Source organism: Fictibacillus halophilus (assembly GCF_016401385.1).
Taxonomy (GTDB): domain Bacteria; phylum Bacillota; class Bacilli; order Bacillales; family Fictibacillaceae; genus Fictibacillus; species Fictibacillus halophilus.
Genome location: NZ_JAEACF010000001.1, coordinates 2,862,597 through 2,885,899, shown reverse-complemented (window position 1 = coordinate 2,885,899; position 23,303 = coordinate 2,862,597). Strand labels below are relative to the sequence as shown.

At 44.0% G+C, this 23,303-nt stretch carries 16 protein-coding genes; 11 read left to right on the top strand and 5 right to left on the bottom strand.

Going from position 1 to position 23,303, the window contains the following annotated elements:
* Nucleotides 1-7: 7 nt before the first annotated feature.
* The 5 genes from I5J82_RS14785 to I5J82_RS14765 all read right to left on the bottom strand — a co-directional run bounded on the left by I5J82_RS14785 (nucleotide 8) and on the right by I5J82_RS14765 (nucleotide 3,992).
* Nucleotides 8-1,198 carry an NRAMP family divalent metal transporter gene (locus tag I5J82_RS14785; protein WP_198768483.1) on the bottom strand — a complete coding sequence of 397 codons (1,191 nt, stop codon included), beginning with the start codon at nucleotides 1,196-1,198 and terminating at the stop codon, nucleotides 8-10.
* Between the two features lie 15 nt (nucleotides 1,199-1,213).
* Nucleotides 1,214-2,227 carry a 5-oxoprolinase subunit C family protein gene (locus I5J82_RS14780; RefSeq protein WP_198768482.1) on the bottom strand — a complete coding sequence of 338 codons (1,014 nt, stop codon included), beginning with the start codon at nucleotides 2,225-2,227 and terminating at the stop codon, nucleotides 1,214-1,216.
* Complete coding sequence (pxpB, locus tag I5J82_RS14775; protein ID WP_269819576.1) at nucleotides 2,224-2,925, bottom strand: 5-oxoprolinase subunit PxpB; 702 nt, start codon at nucleotides 2,923-2,925, stop codon at nucleotides 2,224-2,226. Before pxpB ends, I5J82_RS14780 begins: the two co-directional genes overlap by 4 nt.
* Nucleotides 2,926-3,375: 450 nt before the next feature.
* Nucleotides 3,376-3,579, bottom strand: coding sequence for a hypothetical protein (locus tag I5J82_RS14770; RefSeq protein WP_198768481.1), 204 nt, complete (start codon nucleotides 3,577-3,579; stop codon nucleotides 3,376-3,378).
* A 35-nt stretch (nucleotides 3,580-3,614) separates the two neighbouring features.
* Nucleotides 3,615-3,992 carry a hypothetical protein gene (locus I5J82_RS14765; RefSeq protein ID WP_198768480.1) on the bottom strand — a complete coding sequence of 126 codons (378 nt, stop codon included), beginning with the start codon at nucleotides 3,990-3,992 and terminating at the stop codon, nucleotides 3,615-3,617.
* 423 nt (nucleotides 3,993-4,415) lie between these two features.
* Between I5J82_RS14765 and I5J82_RS14760 the strand changes: the two genes are divergently transcribed.
* The 11 genes from I5J82_RS14760 to I5J82_RS14710 all read left to right on the top strand — a co-directional run bounded on the left by I5J82_RS14760 (nucleotide 4,416) and on the right by I5J82_RS14710 (nucleotide 23,291).
* Nucleotides 4,416-6,806, top strand: coding sequence for a beta-galactosidase (locus tag I5J82_RS14760; RefSeq protein ID WP_198768479.1), 2,391 nt, complete (start codon nucleotides 4,416-4,418; stop codon nucleotides 6,804-6,806).
* A gap of 199 nt (nucleotides 6,807-7,005) precedes the next feature.
* The gene (locus tag I5J82_RS14755) at nucleotides 7,006-8,370 is read left to right on the top strand and encodes an ABC transporter substrate-binding protein (RefSeq protein ID WP_198768478.1); all 1,365 of its coding nucleotides are present in this window, start codon (nucleotides 7,006-7,008) and stop codon (nucleotides 8,368-8,370) included.
* A gap of 31 nt (nucleotides 8,371-8,401) precedes the next feature.
* Nucleotides 8,402-11,362, top strand: a complete 2,961-nt coding sequence (locus I5J82_RS14750; RefSeq protein WP_198768477.1) for an extracellular solute-binding protein — start codon at nucleotides 8,402-8,404, stop codon at nucleotides 11,360-11,362.
* Nucleotides 11,343-12,239, top strand: a complete 897-nt coding sequence (locus I5J82_RS14745; RefSeq protein ID WP_082861496.1) for a carbohydrate ABC transporter permease — start codon at nucleotides 11,343-11,345, stop codon at nucleotides 12,237-12,239. Before I5J82_RS14750 ends, I5J82_RS14745 begins: the two co-directional genes overlap by 20 nt.
* Before the next feature lie 19 nt (nucleotides 12,240-12,258).
* Nucleotides 12,259-13,137, top strand: coding sequence for a carbohydrate ABC transporter permease (locus I5J82_RS14740; protein ID WP_198768476.1), 879 nt, complete (start codon nucleotides 12,259-12,261; stop codon nucleotides 13,135-13,137).
* Nucleotides 13,138-13,157: 20 nt separating this feature from the next.
* Nucleotides 13,158-15,173, top strand: coding sequence for a YIP1 family protein (locus tag I5J82_RS14735; RefSeq protein WP_198768475.1), 2,016 nt, complete (start codon nucleotides 13,158-13,160; stop codon nucleotides 15,171-15,173).
* Nucleotides 15,166-17,451 carry a DUF5696 domain-containing protein gene (locus I5J82_RS14730; protein WP_198768474.1) on the top strand — a complete coding sequence of 762 codons (2,286 nt, stop codon included), beginning with the start codon at nucleotides 15,166-15,168 and terminating at the stop codon, nucleotides 17,449-17,451. Before I5J82_RS14735 ends, I5J82_RS14730 begins: the two co-directional genes overlap by 8 nt.
* Nucleotides 17,432-18,292 carry a carbohydrate ABC transporter permease gene (locus tag I5J82_RS14725; RefSeq protein ID WP_198768473.1) on the top strand — a complete coding sequence of 287 codons (861 nt, stop codon included), beginning with the start codon at nucleotides 17,432-17,434 and terminating at the stop codon, nucleotides 18,290-18,292. Before I5J82_RS14730 ends, I5J82_RS14725 begins: the two co-directional genes overlap by 20 nt.
* Before the next feature lie 15 nt (nucleotides 18,293-18,307).
* Nucleotides 18,308-19,258 (top strand): carbohydrate ABC transporter permease, encoded by a 951-nt coding sequence (locus tag I5J82_RS14720; protein WP_260858293.1) that lies wholly within the window; start codon nucleotides 18,308-18,310, stop codon nucleotides 19,256-19,258.
* 404 nt (nucleotides 19,259-19,662) lie between these two features.
* On the top strand, nucleotides 19,663-20,883 hold the full coding sequence (locus tag I5J82_RS14715; protein ID WP_198768472.1) for a glucoamylase family protein: 1,221 nt from the start codon (nucleotides 19,663-19,665) through the stop codon (nucleotides 20,881-20,883).
* Entirely contained in the window at nucleotides 20,880-23,291 is a 2,412-nt protein-coding gene (locus I5J82_RS14710; protein ID WP_198768471.1) for a beta-galactosidase, read from the top strand. Before I5J82_RS14715 ends, I5J82_RS14710 begins: the two co-directional genes overlap by 4 nt.
* Nucleotides 23,292-23,303 lie beyond the last annotated feature (12 nt).

Sequence of the window (23,303 nt, the reverse complement as noted above, 5' to 3'; positions counted from 1 at the left end):
AAAAGTATTAAGCGAACAGCTTCGGAATTTCTGTATACATCGTATACACACTCATAGCAGCCATAACAAGGACGATTACAACACCGAACAACGTCATCCACATCGGGTGTTTGTAATCTCCGACGATTTTTGGCTTGTAAGCTGCGATTAGAATAACACCTAAAGAAATCGGTAAGATTAGACCGTTCAATGCACCAACTAAAATCAATATGGCAACAGGCTTTCCTACTAACGCAAAGACAATCGTAGATACGGAGATGAATCCGATCGTGAGCCATTTGCTGTATTTTTCAAACAAAGGATTCAACGTGCGGATAAATGAAACCGATGTATAAGCCGCACCAACTACAGATGTGATGGCCGCTGCCCACAAAACAATACCAAACATTTTATATCCAACGTTTCCTGCAGCTAATTTAAAAACAGAAGCTGGCGGGTTTGCTGGGTCAATCGCCAATCCTTGTGCGACGATCCCAAGAGAAGCCAAGAATAAGAAGATACGCATGATAGATGCAATACCAATCGCGGAAACTGAGCTGCGTGTTACTTCGCCTAAGCTTTCTTTTCCTTTAATTCCAGCATCGAGTAAACGGTGAGCACCAGCAAACGTGATGTATCCGCCGACTGTTCCACCGACTAGCGTAACAATGGCAAGGATATCAATCTTGTCAGGTACAAATGTTTTTACAACGGCTTCTCCAACTGGAGGCTGAGCAGTGAACATCACGTAAAGAGTTAGTGCGATCATAACGAAACCTGCCACTTGAGTGAAACGGTCCATTGCTTTTCCTGCTTCACGAACAACGAATATTAAAATAGCGATAACACCACTTAAAATAGCTCCTGTCTGATCGGAAATACCGAACAAAACATTTAAACCAAGACCAGCTCCCGCAACGTTTCCGATATTAAACGCAAGACCTCCGATTACGATTAAGATAGCTAGGAAAACACCTAGGCCCGGAAAAACAGCGTTTGCGATATCTTGCGCACGCTTTTCAGAAACGGCAATAATGCGCCATACGTTCATCTGTGCTCCAATATCAATAATAATAGATGTTAAAATGACAAAACCAAAACTTGCCGCAAGAATGGATGTGAAATGTGTCGTTTGAATTAAAAAACCTGGTCCGATGGCGGATGTTGCCATCAAAAACGCGGCTCCTAGCAGAATACTTGCTTTTGACTCTTTTTTCATAACATGCCTCCTGAATTACTTCGACTCTTGTCGTATTTTAAGTGCGATTCCTTGTTTCAACTGATGTATTTTCTTTTCGCGATCTAAATAGAGTTGTTGTGCCACTTCGTGTGAGACTTCCACAAACTGCACTTTGTCACCAGGCTTAAGCTGCGCCATGATTGAAAGATCAACCGTTGCGATCTGCCCAATCTTCGGATATCCGCCAGTAGTTTGCCGGTCGGCGAGCAGTACGATCGGATTTCCTTCTGAAGGAACTTGAATCGTCCCAAAGCTTACAGCTTCAGAGAGCATCTCTTGCTTTTCCTGTAGTATAAGTTCTGGCCCTTTTAAACGGTAACCCATACGGTCAGACTGTGATGTGACTTCAAAGTGTTCGGTAAACAACTTCATCTGGCTTTCTGTTGTGAACCAGTCGTACTGTCTGCCTTTCATAACTCGGACTTGCGGTTTAGAAGCAGAAGACGCGATAAAATCAGAAGAGATCGTCCACTGCATCTCAGCGAACTTGTTTTCATGAAGCTCTGCAGCTAAAATCTTGTAAATGCTGCGGGAAAGTTCACTCGGTTCACCCATTGATAGCTCATCGTCATTCTGCAGGGCTTTTCCGTTATGTCCGCCGATTCCAGCTCGTAAGTATGTAGATTTACTGTTCATTACTTCTGGGACACCAAAACCGCCCGCTACAGCGAGATAAGCGCGGCATCCCGTTTTACAGCCGCCGAATTTCAGCTTGCTGCCAGCAGACACCAACACCGATCGCCACAACTTCACAGGTTTCCCGTCGATAGAAGGAGACAAGTTGCCTCCGCAGATCGAGATCAGTGTGTCTTCTTGAAACTCCATATCAGGTCCAAGTAGCGTAAGTTCTAATGTCGCTTCATTCTCATCATTTCCAACTAAAGAATTTGCTATCCGATGTGCGGTTGTGTCCATGACACCACTCGTGATCACACCATATTTTTGAAATCCGTAACGGCCCAGATCTTGAACACTCGTCAGGAGGCCAGGCTTTGTAATCTTAATCATTTCGTGTCCTCCTTTATCTTTTGAAACTCTTCTTCTGAAATCGGAACAAACTTGATCTGGTCACCAGCTTGCAGTAGGGAAGGTGTATCACCTTCTGGAGTGAAAAGCTTTTCCGGTGTTTTGCCGATCAGCTGCCACCCACCTGGCGTTTCGATGGGATACACGCCTGTTTGTTTGCCAGCAATCCCTACTGAACCAGCTGGAATCTTAAGTCTCGGATTACTTCTTCTCGGTGCTGCGATTTTTTCACTCATGCCACCAATATACGGAAACCCAGGTGCGAACCCGATCATATAAACGGTGTATTCACCATTCGAATGGATATCGATCACTTCGTCAACCGTGAGTCCGTTGTGATTCGCTACTTCCTCTAGGTCTGGACCAAATTCACCGCCATAACAGACGGGAATCTCTACCACACGAGGTTCAGCGTCATCGTCAACTTCTAACTCATCTAAAAGCGGTTCCAAAAATTTGCATACTTCTTCATATGGAAGAGTCGTTGTATCGATCTTCAAAGGATCATAAAAAACAGCAACAGTCGTAAAACCAGGTACGGTCTCAATCACCCAGTCAAACCTATGCTCTTCAAAGAAAGAGGAGACTTTTTTGACTTTTTGCTGGATCTCATGGCTCATATCTTGTCCGAGTTCAATGATCATGCTGTTATCGCCTAATGGCTCAATGGTAAATTTCATCGTCAGATCTCCTGTCTTTTTATGTAAAATTAATCAGAATATTTGTATATTTATAAAGGTCTAGTATATCGGAATATGTAACAAAATCAAACCTACATTCTTAGATTCCCGATAGTAATAATTTCTAGTCTGATTTTTATAGTATCAGGTGGTTTATCTTTAAACAAACGTTTAGAATGAGAAGGATTTTCCTAAGCGGATTGTGATCAGCGGTGGTGTGATAAAACAAGAACACTTATTTCCGATTATACGAAACGCCGTGCTCCAACTGTTAAACCGCTACATTTAATACGAAAATGTACTAGACCCAATTGAAAAGTATATTGTTCCGCCTGATTTGGGAGACAATGCAGGGTTGTGTGGGCATTAGCACTAGCTAGGCAAGCGGATGCTATTAAAAAGACAAGCTAACTCTGGGAAAACAGTCAGCTTGTCTTTTGCTATACCTATTTACTTTTTTTGGGGTAAACAGCTGGCTAACGATAATAAGAGAATCATTGCTTCTGATAACGTAATGAACAGAGTGAAGTATTTTTGAGCATCGTCAGCCCAGCTCTCTTTGTTGATTAGTAATATTCCAATCATCGCTAGCAAGATTATGTTGGCTAACCAGAAAAATATAAATCCTCGTTTAAATGAAAATGTTCTTTTCATTGGCAATTCTCCTTGGGACTTCTTGTACCTTAATTTTATTCATTATACATAATTAGTAGGATCCACCAGTTAATAAGCAGCACAAAAAAGAAAAGGAGAGCCAGAAATTTGTTGATGATCCATGGTATTAGGCTAAGTACGGATTGAACAGCGTGGTTCAGACCGTAAAAAGCAAGTGTAGTGTATTTGTATATTAATGAGAGAACATCATTTTTGTTTGTAACAAAACTATTGTTATAGCGTTCAATAATGGCACGTTGTACAAAAATAGAAAAGAACGCAGTGATGGCGTTGGTTAGTAAAAGAAGCATGATTATAGTTGTTGGAAATGGGATGTCAATTCCTACAAAAATTAGTGATAAAAGAGAAATGAATAAAATGGTTAGAAGTATACTGATTAATTTGTCAGTCATAAAGAACCTAAACCTTCCTTGATGATGGAATATATAGATAATTCTAGAATAGCACAAGGTATGTAGACTACATAAAGATTAGGAAAACAAACCTTCAATTAATAAATGTAAAATTCGCCAGCGCAAAACTCTGAAGTTACTGATTAATTAGAGAACATCACAACCCCCACGTCACAATTTTTAGAAAATTATATTGTAACCGTTTTCAAGTTGATTTATAATATTGAAAAGTGAAACGTTTCTATTGGTAAAATGAGGATTTTAGGTATAAGACAATAATTCAAACGTTTATATTTACCGGAAATCCTATTTTTTTGCATAATATCGAAACGTTTCGAAACGTTATACCCAAACGCTCCACTCACATGATTTTGTCTATTTTTACTCCAGTACCCCGGTTTTCTCCGGATGAAGAGGTGATTTATGAAGAACATTGCAATAAAAGATGAGAAAGTGATCGTGGATGGTCAGGAGGTCTTCTTGTTTGGAGGAGAGCTTCACTACTTTCGAATCCCGAAGCAAGACTGGCGCGAGCGCATACAGCAAGTGAAAGAAGCGGGAGCGAACATGATCAGCACGTACGTACCATGGATTTTTCACGAGTATGAGGAAGGTGTTACGGATCTTACCGGAACATCTCGTCCAGAACGTGATCTACATACGTTTCTGCAGCTCGTAAAAGAAGAAGGGATGTACTGTCTAGTCCGTCCGGGGCCATATGTAATGGCAGAGATCGTGGATCATGGGGTTCCAACGTGGTTCATTGATAACTACCCGGAGGCGGTAGCGAAAACGAATGTTGGCGAGATTCATCCAACACGAGTCGTGAGTTACAGTCACCCAACCTTTTTAGAAAAAACAGAGCTTTGGTATGAAAAGGTTTGTGCCGTTATTAAGCCGTTTCTCGTCACAAATGGTGGTCCAGTTATCCTTTTTCAGCTTGATAACGAAGTGGGAATGTTCCACTGGGTGACGAACCAGCCGGATTTCAACACTTCCACACTGCAAGAGTTTGAACAACATCTGAGAACCAACTATACGGAGCAATCGTTTCAAGAAACATTCCGCATTCCGTTTGGTGAGATCAAGTCATTCGCGGAAAACATGACAAAAAAGCCTGAAGCGATCTACGCTCATGCGCTAAGAAACGAATTTGGACTCTTTTTACGTCAACATTACAAGCGTTTCATCGAGCATCTTAAACAGTCAGCAGAGGAAAAAGGCATCGACGTTCCGTTCGTGGTGAACATTCATGGCTTTCATGGAATCGATATCTTAAAGCGCGGTACGATGTATCCAATCGGCATTTCGCAGCTGCTCGAGACCGCCAAGATCGAGAACACACTCATGGCTGGTGATTATTATATCGGCAACATCGAGTATGACAGCTACGTTGATATCGTTTTAGCGAACGCCTTTACAAAAGCGATCCAATGGAGGGAGCAGCCGCTTTTCTCAGCTGAGTTTCAAGGTGGAAGCATTCATGACAAACCGAAGCTCCAACCGACAACGTTTGATCTGACGACGCGGTTATGTATCGCGGACGGGATGAACGGTGTGAACTATTACATGTTTGGTGCGGGCGAGAACTATGAAAACATTGGCTTGTTCGGCAGACGTCACGATTGGCAAGCGCCGCTCACAAAGTCTGGACAGAAAAATCCACACTATCCTGTGATTCAGCATATCGGAAAGATGCTTCAGACATTTGAGAGCTCCCTTCTGCAAACGAAGCCAGTCGTTGATACGCATCTCGGTTTTTATCCGGATTATTATATGACGGAGTTTCATGACGAGCATACAAAAAACATGGTCGACCAAATTCAGCGTGACCGTGAGACCTTTATGGCGAACGGAATCGCGAAGGCACTTCGCGTGAACAACATCATCTATGATGCGATCAACGTGCAGGATGATGACGATATTAATCCGAGCGTTATCCCTTCTCTTTGGATGTTTACCACAGAGTGGATGGATGAAAACATTCAGCAAAAACTCGTCACGTATCTAGAGAACGGCGGAAAGCTGATCCTGTTTCCGACGATTCCGACAAAAACGATGAAAAACGTACCGTGCACGATTTTGAAAGATTACATCAACGTAACGGTAAAAGAAACAAAGCACCGCGTGTTTGGTCAGATTGATCAGGCGGACAACGTGTTGATCGACCGGGCTGAGATTTATGAAACAACAGATGGCGCATTCGCGCATATTGAGGGCAAGCCGGATCAAGTGATCGCGTTTGAAAAACAGCTTGGAAAAGGTCAACTCTATATGTTTGGTATTGGAATGGATCACGGTTTTCATTATCAAAACGACATCATCGTGAAGCTTGCCAAACGAGCAGGGATCGAGAGTCGTTTCACATTAGAAGAAGAGCTTGATATTACCGTTAGATCTTCACCAGAAAAAGGAGACTTCTTCTTTCTTCAAAATTTTGATGAATTTAAGAAGACGACGATAATCACGTACGACGGAACAACCCTTTTCGGTGGAAAAGAAATCTCGATTCCAATGCGAAGCGGGCTCATGCTACCAGTCAACGTACCGTTACATGAAGACTTGTTCATCGAATACGGAACGGGTGAAATCTACGAAACCTTACAGCAACAAGACGAGATTTCACTCACTATAAAAATGATTCAAAAAGAAGAAGAATTCGTCTTCCGTTCCTCTTCATGGAAACCTGTAGACACCAAAGAGGTTTCAATAGAGGAAGTCCAAGAGCATACATTCAAAGTGCTCATACAAACAACAGAAGACACAGCATCCATCCGGTTTCAACCAGCGTTCGCAAACGCTATTCAACCATAAGTAAGGCTATTTCTACCTGTTGCGACTGAAGCATTTTTGACTTTTACCATCCCTGAATAAGTTGATTGAAGTGGAGGGTGCGAGACTCCTGGGGGCTCACCGCCTGCCCCGCGGAAAGCGAAGCACCCGAAACGGAAATCAACACTTACAGGAGCAACGTAGCATTAGCCCCCAAAAATTAATTAGGAGTTGATAGGTAATGAAGAAAGTATTATCACTTTTCATGATCATCGCATTGCTATTTTCAGTAGCAGCTTGTAGCTCAGATGACAAAGCAAGCTCTGACGACAAAAAAGAAAACGTAACCATTTCGTATGCTAGCTGGTCACTTGGTACTGAAAAAGAACAAAACCTCGAGCGCCTCATGATCAAAGCGTTCGAGAAAAAGTATCCGAACATCAAAGTTAAAATCGACGAGTCGATTACATCAACAGACTGGAACGGAACACTCGCTGCTGCAGCAAGTGCGGGTAAAATGCCAGACGTTTTTGCTCTTCCACAGATTCCATCGTCACTATCAAACGATTGGTTGATGGACATCACGAAAATGACGGAAAAAGATAAAGATTTTGCTAACATTCCTGAAGCGGTACGTGAATCAGCAACATACAACGATAAAGTGTATGCGGTTCCATTCGCACAGCATTTCTTAGGCTACTTAGTAAACAAAGATCTTTTTAATGAAGCGAACCTGGATTATCCTGAGTTTGGTTTTTCAATTGAAGAGTACACAAAATCCATTAAAGAAGTAACGAACATCAACAAAGGTGTAGCTGGAACGAACCACGCGTTCTCAGTAGCAGACTGGTATCCGGCTGCGGCAAATCCAGACATGGGCTGGTATACGGTTAAAGACGGACAATATTCACTTGACTCAAAAGAATTCATCGCAGGAGCTAACCTTGCAAAAGAAATTACAACAAACAACTACGCGTACGAGTCACTTCCAGATGACTTGAAAGCTAACTTTAAAGGCGAGAACCCAGAAGAAGTATGGATGAATGGACAAGTTGCTGTGAAATGGGACGGCACTTGGGGAGTACCTGCACTTGTTGAAAAAGAAACGTTTGACTTTGACTTCATCGGTCTTCCGGGTGGAAGAACGGGTGTAACGAACGACTTTGTTGGAATCTCTAAAACAAGTAAACACGCTGAAGAAGCATTCCTTTTCTCTAAGTGGATGTCTTTCGGTAAAGAAGGTTTCATGAAGCGTATGGAAATCGCTGAAAAAGAAGGAAAAGCACTAAACACACTACCAGTTAACGCAGATCCTGAAATTTTAGAAGAGTACTTTGCGATCAACGAAGTGCCTGGAATCAAGACAGCTTATGACAATTTAGACAACGCAATCGTTGAGCCGGTTAAAACCGTACCTGGCTATGTTGATGCACGTTGGGAAGCACCAACAGGCGTGAAGGTTGGAGAAGAAGCGAACGCGAAAGTAACAGTACTTTTAGATAACGTGATTAAAGGAAACCTGAAGATCGAAGACTACGCAAAACAGCTTGATCAATTAGCAGACCAAAAGAGCAAAGAAGCAAGTGAGGCTTTAAAAGATAAATAGAAAGCCTGAAGTTTAAGGGGAGGTTGATAGTATGAAGTTTAAAAGATTTCTTTGGTTAGGTTTAGCGCTGTGTCTCATTATTCCACAACCATATGCATCTGCTGAAGGCAACAGTAAGGATACTAAGCCTGCCGAACAAGTCGTGGAGGAAAACTATCATACCGTCCTTAACAGTTGGGAGAAGAAAGGGACAGATGACGCTTCAGATTTTGAAGCGTCTGTCTCTCCTTCTGATTTTAAGATCAAAGACAAAAAGAACCTTTTGTCAGAATCAGAGAGTAAGGGCTATAACGATCGTGTTTTCTATTGGCATAACCGAGAGTCCGTTTCTTATGAAGTGAATGTGGAGGAAGCAGGACTATATGAGCTAGCGTTTGATTATTATCCATTGAGCAACGAGGTTGTTCCAATAGAGGGCGCCATTCAGGTGAACGGCAACTATCCTTTTTATGAAAGCCGAAGAATCGTGTTTCCGGCCGACTGGAAAAACGAGAAAAATACCTTCGAGAAAGATCGGTTCGACAACGACATGATTCCGAAGCAGAAGCGGATCGAGCGTTGGAACACGTTAACAGCAGAAGATGCGAGTCAGCTTCAATCTGAGCCACTTCGTTACGAACTGAAAAAAGGAAGGAATACGATCCAGCTTACGAACCTATCAGGCGAGATGCTGTTAGGAAAAGCGTACGTCAAATCACCTAGCAAACTACCAAGTTATAAAGATTACGTAAAAAAGCATGAAGGCGCAAAATTGGCCGACACGCTGATCACACGTGAAGCGGAGAAGGACTACGAGAAGAACAGCTCGTACATACGTCCTTTTGCAGCAGATGATTCATCAGCGGTACCGAGCTCTCCAAAGAACCTCCTCTTAAACACGCTAGGTTCTGAATCGTGGAAAGACTCCGGACAGACGGTGAATTGGAACGTCAATGTGAAGAAAGATGGCTTTTACAAGCTAACGTTTAAAGTACTGCAGAACAAAGAGACGGGTGGTCCGGTTTTCCGAAAACTGTTGATCGACGGAAAAGTTCCGTTTCAAGAAGCTTCACCCGTTACATTCCCGTTCAATAAAAACTGGGATAACGTCACGTTGAAAGACAAAGATGGAAAAGCATATCTGTTTTATCTATCAAAAGGAAAGCATCAGATTGGTCTAGAAGCTGATGCCGCTCCTGTTGAGCCCGTTCTTCATACGACAAATAAAGTGATGCGCGAAATGGAAGAGCTCACGCTTAAGATTCGAAAGCTTACGGGAAATCAGACAGATACGTCTCGTGGCTGGAAGATCAGCGAGTATATTCCCGGAATCGATAAAAAGCTTGCTGGCTGGGCGGATGAGCTAGAGCAAGAACTGAAGTACCTCAGAAAACTCGATAACTCAAAAGAAGATTCAAAAGATATGGTTTCCCTTGAGATGGCCGTACAAAAGCTAAGAGCACTCAGCAAAAAGCCGGACCAGATTCCAAGCCGACTAACTGAGCTGTCAGAAGGATCGTCTTCAGCTGCGCAATTGCTCGGAAACATGCTCGTAACGTTGCCAGAACAGCCGTTAACGGTCGATCGCTTCTACGTGCATGGTGATGAAAAAGATGTCCCAGATGCAGAAGCTGGTTTTTGGGAAAAACTAATCGACTCGATTCAACGCTTCTTCTTATCGTTCTTCTCTGAAAATTATTCAGCGAGTGAAGCGGAAGAAGATACGTTAGAGGTTTGGGTGAACCGACCTCGTCAATATGTTGAGCTTCTACAAAATCTATCTGATCAAAACTTTACGCCAGAAACAGGAATCAAAGTAAAATTCTCGATCATGCCAGAAGAGCAAAAGCTGATTCTCGCGAGTGCGTCGAACAAACAGCCAGACATTGCACTTGGTATCTCTTCATGGTTGCCTTACGAGTTATCCATTCGTGGTGCAGCCGTTGATCTGCACCAGTTCGATGACTTTGAAAAGTTCAGCAAGCAGTTCTCACCAGGAGCCTTTCTACCGCTTATGATCGGTGATTCGGTTTATGCGATGCCAGAGACGCAAGATTTCTTTGTGCAGTTTTACCGAAAAGATATTATGCAAGCACTCGGTCTTCCGGTCCCGGATACATGGGATGACGTGAAGAGCATCTTGCCAGAGCTTCAGCGTTTTGGGATGAACTATTATACACACATTGCGGGTGCAACAGGCTTTAAGCCGTTCCAAGCAACTGCTCCGTTCGTGTATCAGTTTGATGGAGATCTATACGGAAAAGATGGCATGAAGACGGCGATTGGAACAGAAGAATCGTTAAAAGGCATACAGTTCATGGCAGAGCTGAACACGATCTACAGCATGCCGTTACAAGTGCCAAACTTTTATAACCATTTCCGATATTCAACACTTCCGATCGGGACTGCTAACTTTACGACATACACACAGCTAACAGCAGCCGCTCCAGAGATCGCAGGATGGTGGGATATTGCGCCACATCCAGGTGTGAAAAAAGAAGACGGAACGGTGGAACGCTGGGCTACAGGTTCAGGTCAGTCTGCGATGATCTTTAAAGGAACAAAGAGCAAGGAAGATTCGTGGGAGCTTTTAAAATGGTGGCTGTCAGAAGATACGCAGACCGAGTTCGCGACCAATCTTCAGATGCTGTACGGACCAGAGTACATGTGGAACACGTCCAACCTAGAAGCGTTCAAGAACCTTCCGTGGCCAGAGCAGCATAAGAAAACGATTTTGAAGCAGTGGGAGTATCTATACGAAGTACCGAAAAATCCAGGTTCGTACATGATCGAACGTGAGCTTTCGAACATCTGGAACCGCATCGTGTTTGATGGTGTGAACCCGAGATCAGCAGTTGACGACTCAGTCGTTGCGATTGACCGGGAGATCAAGAGAAAGATGGAAGAGTTTGGATATGTGAAGGACGGCAAGATGGTCAAGCCGTATCCGATTCCTACGATAGAACAAGTGAAAAGTTGGGCAGGCGATGAGAATGAAAAAGAAACCAAATAAACGAGATTATTCACCGTGGATGTTCCTTGCTCCGTATATCATCTTTTTTACAACGTTTATCATCATACCTGTTGCAGCGGCAATCCTATTGTCATTCACGTATTTTAACGCGATCGAAACACCGACGTTCATCGGTTTGAGCAACTATGTCGGTCTGATCACACAGGATGAAGTGTTCATGCAGAAAATCCTGCCGAACACGTTAACGTTCGCACTAATCGTGGGCCCTGGCGGGTATATCTTATCGTTCATACTCGCTTGGGCGCTCGCTCAAGTACCAAAGCGCATGCGAACGGTACTTGCGTTGATCATCTACTCGCCATCCATGACAGCAGGTGTTGCGATGGCCGTTGTTTGGACAATCATCTTCTCTGGAGATGAAACAGGTTACCTAAACAGCTTGCTTCTAACGATGGGTGTGCTGTTAGAGCCGATCCAATGGCTGCAATCGCCTGAATACCTCATGAAGATCATGATCTTTGTAACGCTTTGGGGCTCTATGGGTGTTGGATTCCTCGCGATGTTATCAGGTGTTCTGAACATTAACACCGAGATTTATGAAGCAGGATACATTGACGGCATCAACAACCGTTTTCAAGAGATTATCTATATTACGATTCCGTCCATGAAGCCGCAGATGTTGTTCGGCGCGGTCATGGCAGTTGTTGGAACGTTTCAAGCTGGTGCGATCGGGGTGGCGCTTTCTGGTGCTAACCCGACACCGCAATATGCGGGTCAGCTTATGGTCAACCACTTAGAAGATTATGGTTTTATCCGTTATGAGATGGGTTATGCGGCAGCGATTTCGGTCGTGCTGCTCATCGTTGTATATCTGTTCTCGAAAGTAGCCTGGAGGCTGTTTGGAGAGAAAGACTAGCGAAAAAGGAGTGATCAACATGTCAGCCTTTCAAGGGACAAGAATGAACCCGTCAAAGTTTCATAGAAGTCAGTTGAAGTTTCTCGCGTTTTTAATCCCACTGGCTATCTTTATGGCTTTGCCGATCGTCTATATATTCTTTCATGCGTTCAAACCGATCGACGAACTGTTCGCGTATCCACCGCGCTTTTTTGTAGATAACCCGACACTGCAGAACTTTGTAGACCTTTTTACAAAGACGAACGATACCGGTGTTCCGATGTCACGCTTTCTGTTCAACTCTGTTGTCGTTACGCTGATCGTTGTTGTTCTAACTGTCATCATCAGCACGATGGCAGGCTACGCGCTATCTAAGAAAAATTTTAAGATGAAAAAAGCGATCTTTGAGATCAACACGTTAGCGCTCATGTTCGTACCGGCAGCCGTTATGATCCCACGGTATCTGTTGATCGACGAACTCGGATTGATCAACACGTTTCTGGTTCATATTCTTCCGTTACTCGCGATGCCGATCGGTCTGTTTCTCGTCAAACAGTTTATCGACCAGATACCGGATGAACTGCTAGAAGCAGCGAGGCTTGATGGAGCATCTGATTTTCAGATTTTCGTACGGATCATCATTCCGCTCGTCAAACCTGCGATCGCTACGATCGCGATTTTATCGTTTCAGCTCGTTTGGAACAGCGTTGAGAGTTCGTCGCTCTATGTAAACGACGAAGGACTGAAGACGTTCTCGTTCTACATGTCGACGTTAACTTCAACGGTTGAAGGAAACAACGTAGCAGGACAAGGACTCGCAGCAGCAGCTTCCTTGATCATGTTCGTACCAAATCTAATCATCTTTATAATTCTGCAGAGCCAGGTGATGAACACGATGGCCCACTCAGGAATCAAGTAAGAAAGTAGGAGGGGGGAGAAATGAAGCGCATTGCCCAATTTGTAGCATTATTGGTATTCCTGCTTGTTCCGATCTCGTCTATCGCTTCTGCTTCTGTCCCTTATCAGACAGAAACGTTATCAGCAGACGGTCAGACGATCGAAACACAGACGGCCTACACACCGGTCGGAACATTGTTGCCAGACGTTGAGATCATGAACCCGGAAGATATTTTCTCTCATACAAAAGGAAACCTTTATATCGCGGATTCTGGTGCCAAAAAGATTCTCGTCGCCGACAAAAACGGTAAGTTTGTACGTGAAATCGGAAAAGGTGTTCTTAAATCACCAACTGGCGTCTATGTGGACGAAAACGAAAAAATCTTTGTAGCGGATTATGAAGAAGAGAAGGTATTCCGCTTTTCACAAGACGGCAAGGTCGAAGAGCAATATGGAAAGCCGGATTCACCGCTTTTTGGTAAAAGCTCTTCTTTTAAACCGCAAAAAGTAGCCGTTGACCGTCGCGGAAGCATCTATGTAATCAGTGAAGGGTCAACGAACGGAATCATTCAGCTTAGTAAGGATGGCGGGTTTCTCGGCTATTACGGAGTAAACAGTACAGAAGGATCGTTTGGCACGTTTTTGCAGAAGCTTCTCACATCAGAGAGCAAAAAAGCAAATATGTTCATGAAGACACCTCCCGCGCCAGACAACATCGCGCTTGATGATCAAGGTCTCGTCTATTCTGTGACAGAAGGAACGACGAACGAAGTGATCAAAAAGCTGAACGTTGCCGGAAAGAACATGCTGTTTGGTGATATCTCTGATGAGAAGTCACTGCAAGATATCGCGGTCGATCAAGACGGAAACATGTTCGTCGTATCAAGCACCGGTGAGATCTATGAATATGACAGCTTTGGAAATTTGCTATTCATCTTCGGCGGTAAAGACGACGGAACGAACCGTCTAGGATTGTTCAAACAGCCGACAGGCATCACGATTGATTCTGACGGCAAACTGTACGTTACAGACAAAGAACGCGGCATGATCCAAGTCTTTGAATCTACTGCTTTTTCGAAACAAGTACATGAAGGAATCGCGCTTTTTAAAGAAGGACGTTATGTAGAGAGTCAGAAATACTGGGAAGAAGTGCTGGAGATGAACTCTTTGTTCGGTCTCGCGCATTCTGCCATGGGCTCTGCTTACTACAAACAACAAGACTATGATAAGGCGCTAGAAGAGTACGAGTTTGCAAACGACGTGTACGGTTATTCAGACTCGTTCTGGGAAGTGCGACATGCGTGGATGCAAGAGAACCTGGAAACGGTGTTGTTCGCGTTCATCTTCTTCGGAATTTTGTACTATATCGTAAAAGTGATCGACAAAAAGAAAGGCATTCTGAATCAGCCGCGCAGAAGTCTCGGCGCGATTAAAAAACAGAAATTGATAGGAGAACTGCTCTTTTTGTTCAAGTTCTTCCGTCATCCGATCGACAGTTTTTATTATTTGAAAAGAAAACAATACGCATCGATCCTATCAGCGACGATTCTATATGTAATCTTAATCGTCGAGTATATTTACAGCCGCTTCTATACCGGATTTATCTTTAAAACGGTGAGCAGCGATGCTAACTTAGTCGGCGAGCTTCTCTTACTGCTCGTAACGCTCGCACTGTTCATTGTGGTGAACTATCTCGTTAGTACGATCAACGATGGTGAAGGAAGGTTCAAGGACATCTATATCGGAACGATCTATTCACTCGCTCCGTTCCTCGTGTTCAGTCCGATCCTGACCCTATTGTCGAACGTGCTGACTTATAATGAATCATTTGTTTATGTGTTCTCAATCCGCATCATCTACGCATGGTGTCTGATCATCCTTTTCATCATGCTAAAAGAGATCCATAACTACACGTTCTCAGACACGATCCGAAACATCTTCGTCACGCTGTTCGGAATGGTGATCATGCTTCTTGTTGTGTTCATCGTGTTCGTGTTAATCGATCAAGTATACGATTTTGTTTATTCCATCATAAAGGAGGCTGTTCTTCGTGTATAAAAAGATAAGTATCGCGCTTCTTACCTTGCTCGTACCGATCTCTGTATTCGCCGCGCAAGATGATAAGAAAAGTACGGAGCAGCCTCCCGTACCAACAGAGAAGAGTCAAAACGTGATGAAGTATACGTCTTCATCGTTTACGAAGCCTGAGAAAGCAGATGGTGCTACGATCAAGCAGAAAAATTCATTCCAAGGCTTTGAAAAAGCAGCTGAGAACGAAAATCTTGCTCTTTATGTGAACGAAGAAACGCTCGCGATCAAGATAGAAAACAAGAAAACGAAATACGTTTGGAACTCAGGGCTCGATAATCCTGATCAGTACCGACTGAACAAAACGTGGGAACAGATGGCTCAATCAGCGATCACCGTTGATTATATGGACCGTCGTGGAAAAGTGAAAACCGAGAGCATCACGACGAACGATTCAAGACCTCGTGTGAAGATGAACGATAAAGGGTTCACGGCCTCTCTTTACATGAACCAGTCGAAGTTAGAATTTGAACTGAACGTGGAGCTTCAAGAAAACGATCTTGTTGTTTCAATTCCTGAGAATGAGATCAAAGAAAACAAATACACGAAGCTCATTTCTATGCGTGTTTATCCGTTTTTAGGTGCGGTTAACAAGAGTGACATCAACGGGTACATGTTCATTCCGGACGGCTCAGGTGCATTGATTCGTTATGAAAAGAACGGAACAAAAGCCGATGCACCATTTACAGGATCTATTTATGATGATGATGAAGCCTTTTTGAAAACGAAAGTGAAGAAGGAAGAAGATGAAAAAGTAACACCGGTCGAGCAAATCAAGATGCCCGTATTCGGAACCGTTCATGGTGTGAAACAGAACGGATTTCTTGCCGTCATCGAAGAAGGCTATACGCATGGAGACATTTTAGCGTATCCGTCAGGTGTTTCGACCGACTTTAACTGGATCTCTTCTGAATTTCATTTTAGAAAAGAATATTACCAGCCGACGAGTAAGAACATGAAAGGTCTGAACGTGTATCAAAAAACGAAAAATCCTTTCGGTGTTAAGCTGAGATACATGTTTCTGCAAGAAGATGACGCTGATTATGTAGGGATGGCCAAAGCGTATCAAAATCATCTTTCTGAAACCAAACAGCTAGAAAAGAAAGACGACCAAACCGGTGTAAGACTTGAATTTCTAGGTGGCGAAGTAAAGGAAGGTCTGTTGTGGGACTCTGTTCTGCCGATGACGAAGGTCACAGACATTCCGAGCATGACTTCCGAGCTCAAAAAAGACATCGATGATCTGTTTGTCGTCTATAAAGGCTGGTCGAAAGGCGGTCTAACCGGCACATTGCCTCAGAAGTTTCCGTTTGAAAGTGAGCTCGGAAGCAGTGATGACGTGAAGAACACGATCGACAGTCTTAAAAAGGATAACATACCGCTTTATTTTTATAGCGATTACACAAAAGCATACGACGGAGCATCCGGCTATTCCGGCAGCAAAGATGTAGCTAAGAAAATCAGCTCTGAGACAATTTCACACAGTGAAGATAAGAAGACAATGTATTATCTATCACCAGAAAAATCTCTTGCTATCGCAAAAGAGGATGCAAAGGAATTTAAGGAACAAGGCATTTCAAACGTAGCGATCGATACGAGCGGTTACACGCTGTTCTCTGACTTTAGCGGGAAAAAATCGAGTGAGCGAAACCAGACGATCAAAACGTATCAAAAGCTGTTCGGGACATTAAATAAAGAAGTGGGGAACGTTGCTCTTTATGAGCCGAACACCTATCTTTGGAATCAAACCGATCGGTATCTTGACATTCCGATGAACGCGTCGAACTACGTGTATGAAACGGACACGGTGCCGTTTCTGCAGATCGTGCTAAAAGGCTACATGCCATACTACGCACCGTTCTCGAACTTTCAGTCAGATTCAGAAGATCAGATGCTGCGCATGATCGAGTACGGAGCATATCCATCGTATCTTTTAACGAAGGAAGCGTCACACCTTCTTGCTAAAACGGCATCGAGTGACGTTTACACATCGGAATATTCGATCTGGAAAGACAAGATTTTGTATCAATACGAAAAGATTAAGAAAAGTCTTGGTGAAGTAGAAGGCGAAGAGATCGTCAGCCGTACTGTGCCTCAAACAGGTGTTGTGGAAGTAGAATACTCCAACGGAAAAGTGATTGTCGTCAACTATACGAACGCGACTTATAAAAGTAATGGCATTGAAGTGAAACCTAAGGATTTTGCGGTAACAGAAGGGGGAGAAAGCGATGAAACGACTAGGCAATAACAGAAATCTTACAGGATTGCTGTTTGTTTCACCATGGATCATCGGCTTTCTCGTCTTTACGGCATTTCCGCTTCTATACTCGCTCTTTTTAAGCTTTCAGGAAGTGAAGATCACGACCGATGGCATTAAAACGAACTTTGTAAGCTTTGGAAACTATGAATATGCGTTTTCAGTTGACGGAACGTTCGTTGACCGCGTTCTAAAATATTTAGAAGAGATGGTTATCTCGGTTCCAATCATCATCGTCTTTTCATTGATCATCGCTCTATTGTTAAACCAAAAGATCAAGTTCCGCGGATTGTTCCGTACGATTTTCTTCCTGCCCGTTATCATCGCGAGCGGACCGGTTATCAAAGAGCTGATCGATCAAGGAATCACGACCATTCCTTCTATTGAACAGTACGCGATCTATCAAGCGTTAAATGATAATCCGGATGGTTTCTTTAACGGGATCTTACTGTATTTAATAAAAAACCTGATTGTAATCCTTTGGTATTCAGGCGTACAGATCTTAATTTTCTTAGCTGCTCTTCAAAAGATGGACAAGCAGATCTTTGAAGCGGCGAAAATCGACGGTGCGAGCAACTGGGAGTTCTTTTGGAAGATCACCCTGCCAAGTCTAAAGCCGATGATCATCGTTAACTTGATCTACACGATCGTAACGTATTCGGTATTCTCGCTGAATCCAATCATCGAACATATTCAGAAAAACATGTTTAAAGTAGACACAGGTTATGGCTATGCTTCAGCACTATCTTGGATCTACTTCCTGATCATCGCTGCAGCGCTTGCGATTGCGGTTGGTGTGATGACGGTAAAAAGAATGAAAAAATACACCTAAGAGGATGTGATCAATGTGCAAACCAAAACACAGCAAGTGAACAAGTATTACTTAAAAACGAAACGCATGTTTTTGGGCATGCAGGGGACAGATGGTCTTCTTTACAAGCTCTTGATCTACGGACTCTTGGTGGGAATTGGATTTGTGTATCTCTATCCGCTTCTCTACATGGGTGTGTACAGCTTTAAAAGTTTGGATGATCTGTTGAACCCGCTCGTAAACTGGATTCCAACGCAGTTTTATACCGGAAACTATGAGCAGGCGAACAAAGTTCTGAACTTTTTCTCAACACTGATGGAAACGTTGTACGTGACGGTTCTTCCGGCATTGGCGCAAACTGCTGTTGCAGCAGTAGTGGGATACGGACTCGCTCGATTTGAGTTTCGCGGTAAAAAGATCATGTTCGTTCTAGTGCTCGCAACGTTCATCATCCCGCCGCAGGTGACGCTCATCCCAAGATACATCTTCTTTAATGAGCTAAACATTCTTGGCAGTTTGAGTGCGTTTTTGCTTCCGGCAACGTTCGGACAAGGATTGAACAGCGCGATCTTCATCCTGATCTTTTATCAGTTTTTTAGAGCCGTGCCAAAAGCATTGGAAGAAGCAGCTCAGCTTGACGGGGCAGGACATTTTCGAATCTTCTTCACGATCGCATTACCGATGGCATTGCCTGCGATCATCATCTCATTTTTGTTCTCGTTCGTTTGGTATTGGAACGAAACGTATTTGGCGGCGATCTATTTTGGAGATGCGTTAACAACATTGCCGCTGCAGCTGCAAAAGTTCGTCGCGACGTATCAGCAGATGTTCCCAGCTGAGATGGGAGTGTCGGGGGGCAACCAGTTGAACGAAGGAATCAAGATGGCAGGGACCGTCCTGTCGATTCTGCCGCTATTGATCGTGTACTTTATCACGCAGCGCTGGTTTGTTGAAGGTGTGGACCGTTCGGGGATTACTGGGGAGTAAAAAAGCAGCATTTTCGGATGTTTTGTGGTGTATGAGGTAGGAGATTGTGCGAGGATGTCTGTTTTGTAGCGTCTGAGCGGTTGTAATATGTGAAGTGAGGGCGGTTCAGGTGGTTGTGAGAAGGTAAATCATGTGCGTAAGAGCTAGTTGTAGGCGGTTCAGGTGGTGGGAGTGACTTTTCAGGTGAAACGTGATGTTTTTCAGGTGGTCACAGACTTCTTTCAGGTGAAAACTACCTATTTAGCGGTGAAACCGACCCGTTTACCGGTGAACGCGTAACGAATATAAAAACACGTACCGTAAAACCGTACTCTCTTCACTATAAAACCAAAACTAACGGGGCAGCACACGGTAACTAGCTGTCTCGCTTTTCTAATTAAGGTAAAACGAGAGGAGATCTAACGATGGATACACAGAAACTATTGGACCTTGAAGCAAAAGGATGCTTTGATTTCTTTTGGAAAGAAGCAAACACGGATAAAAACAGCCCAGGATACGGGTTGATTCTGGATCAGTCAGCGAATAAAAAAGTAGCAAGTATCGCATCAAACGGTTTCGGATTAACGGCGATCATCATCGGGATCGAGCGCGGCTGGATCACGAAAGAAGAAGGCTACGAGCGTACGAAAGGGACGCTAGAAACATTCTTGAACAACGTGGAGCACGCGAGCGGTTTCTTTTATCATTTCTTAAACGTGCAGACAGCAAAGAAAAACGAAGAGTGGTACGACTGTGCGTCCATCATCGATACGGGAATCTTCCTATGTGGTGCCGTAACTTCTGCTGAATACTTTGGCGGAGAGATCGCGGAGCTTTTCGAGAAAATTTACGCGCGTATTGACTGGAACGTGTATTATGATGAGCCGGTGAACCAGTTCTACATGGGCTACAACCCGGAAACGGGCGGTTTCCACCATTGGGATATGTACGCGGAGCAGATGATGACGTATGTGCTTGGTGTGGCATCTCCAACACATCCAGTTCCTGCAAGAATTTATGACGGCTTCGAGCGTAGAAAAGGGACATACAAAGATTACGAGTACATTCACGCGCCAGGAAACGCGATGTTTGTTCACCAATATTCGCATGCGTTCATCGATTTTAGAGATATCGTCGACGGAGACGGAATCAACTGGTACGAGAACTCAGTAAAAGCATCTCTTGCGAACCGTGCGTTTTGTAAAGAAAAATCAAGTGAGTTCAAGACGTATCACGAGAATGCTTGGGGCTTAACGGCTTGTGCGAGTCCGACCGGCTACCGTGTTCCAGGAGCTCCTCCTTATTATGAAGGTTGTGAACCTGAACTAGAAGGTACGATCGCACCGACGGGAGCAGCGGGATCAATCGTGTTCACACCAGAAGAGTCCATCGCAGCGATGAAGTATTTTTACGAAGAGCATCCTCAGCTTTGGGGTGAGTATGGTTTCCAAGATTCTTATAACCTGGACGTAACGCCAGCTTGGTATTCAGACCATGTGATCGGAATTGACAAGGGAATCACGCTTCTTATGATCGAAAACTATCAATCAGGTCTCGTGTGGGATCTGTTCATGAAAAACAAGTTTGTGAAACAAGGTGCTGACTTGTTAGGGTGGAAAAAGACAGAAGGAAGTCCTGTTAAATGATTGAGATTAAAAACAAACAGATCATCATCGACAGTAAGCCCGTTCTGATCACGTGCGGTGAGATTCATTATTACCGTCTTGATAAAAGCGATTGGCAAGACCGTTTAGATAAACTAAAAGAAACAGGTTGTAACGCCGTGGCCACTTATGTGCCATGGCTTTGGCATGAGCCGGTGGAAGGGCAGTTTGATTTTACGGGTAAAACGCGTCCTGAAACAGACCTTGCCGGTTTCATCGACCTTTGTACAGAAAACGGCTTTTATTTCTTCGTTCGTCCTGGACCATTTATTATGGCCGAGATGAAAAACGAAGGACTGCCTTATTGGGTGTATGAAAAGCATCCTGAGATTATTCCTGTCGGCTGGGACGAGAGCGAACCAACGACACCGACTGTCGATTATCTCGCACCAGGATTTTTACAAGAAGTTCGCAAGTATTATGAAAAAGTGATGGAGATTGTTACGCCGCGCATCTATCCGAACGGCGGAAAAATCATCGCGTTTCAGCTTGATAATGAGATCGGCATGCTGTCATGGGTGAGCAACACACCAGATCTGACGGACAACGTGCTGAACGATTTATCAAATTGGTTGAGTGAACGATACGGAGATAACGTTTCTGACCGCTATCCGTTTCCGTTGGAAGAAAGTGCTGAACGAAACACTGCATTCCGCTCTCCGAAAGAAGAGTATGCCGCTCAACTGTTAAAAGATCTTGGCTATTACATGCGTTATCGATTCGCCAAATATATCGCGATTTTAAGAGAATACGCAGAAGAGTTCGGCGTGAAAGATATTCCGTTCGTCGTAAACATCCACGGAACAGGTGGAGGACGTGGGTTCACGTATCCGATCGGAATCAGTCAGCTGTATGAAACGTATAACCAAGGACCTGGATATATCTCGGGTTCTGATATTTATTTTGGCGATCTTGACATGAAAACTTTCCAGGACCTCTACATCATCAACGGTCTGATGGAAGCTGTTCATAATGAAGATCAGCCGTTAACGTCTGTCGAGTTCAACTGTGGTGACGGGAACTTTGGTGAGACACTAGGTGAGCGGTATGATCCATCAGCTGCGGATTTTAAGTTTAGAATGTGTCTTGCTCAAGGAAACCGACTCATCAACTATTATCTGTTTGCTGGCGGAAAAAATGCTAGACTCGATACGCTTGTTGACGATGGAAACGACCGAATCGCTTCAACTGGTGAACGCCATGGTTTCGCAGCACCGATCGGTCCAGAAGGGGACTACAATTACACGTTTCCGCGCATGTCTCGCGTGAACCAAAGTGTGATGACGGTAAGCGATAAGCTCGCGCGAATGAACGAAGAACGAGATGAAGTATCGTTCGCGTTCATCCCGGATTATTACATGACCGAATACCGGTATCCGAAGAGCGAAGTAATGCGTGAGATCCTCTCAAACATTGAGGCGAACCGCGGTGCTGGCGCTTGGGAGATTATGGGCCGTGCGATGTTGCTTAACGGTTATCGTTTTACAGCGGTTGATGTGCAGAACAAACCGCTGGATGTGACGAAAACGCCTGTACTCGCGTTACCGTCCGCACGCTATATGGACAGTGCGATTCAGGAGAAGCTCGTAAACTATTTGAACACGGGCGGAAAGATTCTTCTGTACGGTGAGGTTCCTCTTTTTGATATGGAAGGGAAGAATTGTACGCTGTTAGCGGAAGCGCTTGGTGTGTCGTATAAAGGAATTAGCCGTGATGGTCACGGAAACTACCTTTCTATCTATGGAGACAGCTGGGCTTCAGCTCAGCCCGAGATTCGTTCAGGCTTCGTTCAGCGCTTTGAAGTTGGACCAGATGTGACTCCGATTTTTAGAGTGTATGGATCTGATGATGTGTGTGGCTTTGAGTCTGAAGTGGGGGATGGACGGGCGATCGTGATTGCAAGCTTCTATCGCTGCGATCTGCCTTTCTTTAAAACAGCGCTTGAACGATTAGGAAGTCGTGCGAAACTAACGCATGATTGTTCGCATCACGGCATCTTCATGACATCGACAGTTGACGCAGAAGGTGAGCGTTTCCTTCATCTGTTGAATCTAGACGGATTCGATAAAGAATTCACGGTTTATGAAGATGGCGTAGCGTTGTTAGGTGGAAGGAAGCTGTTGCTGCAGAGTAAAGACGGTGTGATGCTGCCAATGAATCTAGCTGTAGGCAGTGTGAAGATTGCCTATGCGACAGCAGAAATTACAGGTGTGAGTGCAGACTATATTGATTTCCGCTTAACACAGGTTGAAGATGTGATCGCGTTTGAACGTGGAACGAAGATTTTACCGAGTGCTGATTATGTGATTGAAGAAAATAAAGAGTTAACTGTCGTTCGCAGCAAAAAACACGCGAAAGTGGATGATCAGCTGCGGGTTTTGGTGGGGTAGTTAGCGTTTATA

Coding starts and splice junctions, on each gene's coding strand:
- pxpB (WP_269819576.1), bottom strand. CDS start 2,925: ATGAAATTTACCATTGAGCCATTAGGCGATAACAGCATGATCATTGAA.
- I5J82_RS14780 (WP_198768482.1), bottom strand. CDS start 2,227: ATGATTAAGATTACAAAGCCTGGCCTCCTGACGAGTGTTCAAGATCTG.
- I5J82_RS14785 (WP_198768483.1), bottom strand. CDS start 1,198: ATGAAAAAAGAGTCAAAAGCAAGTATTCTGCTAGGAGCCGCGTTTTTG.
- I5J82_RS14740 (WP_198768476.1), top strand. CDS start 12,259: ATGTCAGCCTTTCAAGGGACAAGAATGAACCCGTCAAAGTTTCATAGA.
- I5J82_RS14765 (WP_198768480.1), bottom strand. CDS start 3,992: ATGACTGACAAATTAATCAGTATACTTCTAACCATTTTATTCATTTCT.
- I5J82_RS14750 (WP_198768477.1), top strand. CDS start 8,402: ATGAAGTTTAAAAGATTTCTTTGGTTAGGTTTAGCGCTGTGTCTCATT.
- I5J82_RS14715 (WP_198768472.1), top strand. CDS start 19,663: ATGGATACACAGAAACTATTGGACCTTGAAGCAAAAGGATGCTTTGAT.
- I5J82_RS14710 (WP_198768471.1), top strand. CDS start 20,880: ATGATTGAGATTAAAAACAAACAGATCATCATCGACAGTAAGCCCGTT.
- I5J82_RS14755 (WP_198768478.1), top strand. CDS start 7,006: ATGAAGAAAGTATTATCACTTTTCATGATCATCGCATTGCTATTTTCA.
- I5J82_RS14760 (WP_198768479.1), top strand. CDS start 4,416: ATGAAGAACATTGCAATAAAAGATGAGAAAGTGATCGTGGATGGTCAG.
- I5J82_RS14770 (WP_198768481.1), bottom strand. CDS start 3,579: ATGAAAAGAACATTTTCATTTAAACGAGGATTTATATTTTTCTGGTTA.
- I5J82_RS14735 (WP_198768475.1), top strand. CDS start 13,158: ATGAAGCGCATTGCCCAATTTGTAGCATTATTGGTATTCCTGCTTGTT.
- I5J82_RS14725 (WP_198768473.1), top strand. CDS start 17,432: ATGAAACGACTAGGCAATAACAGAAATCTTACAGGATTGCTGTTTGTT.
- I5J82_RS14745 (WP_082861496.1), top strand. CDS start 11,343: ATGAAAAAGAAACCAAATAAACGAGATTATTCACCGTGGATGTTCCTT.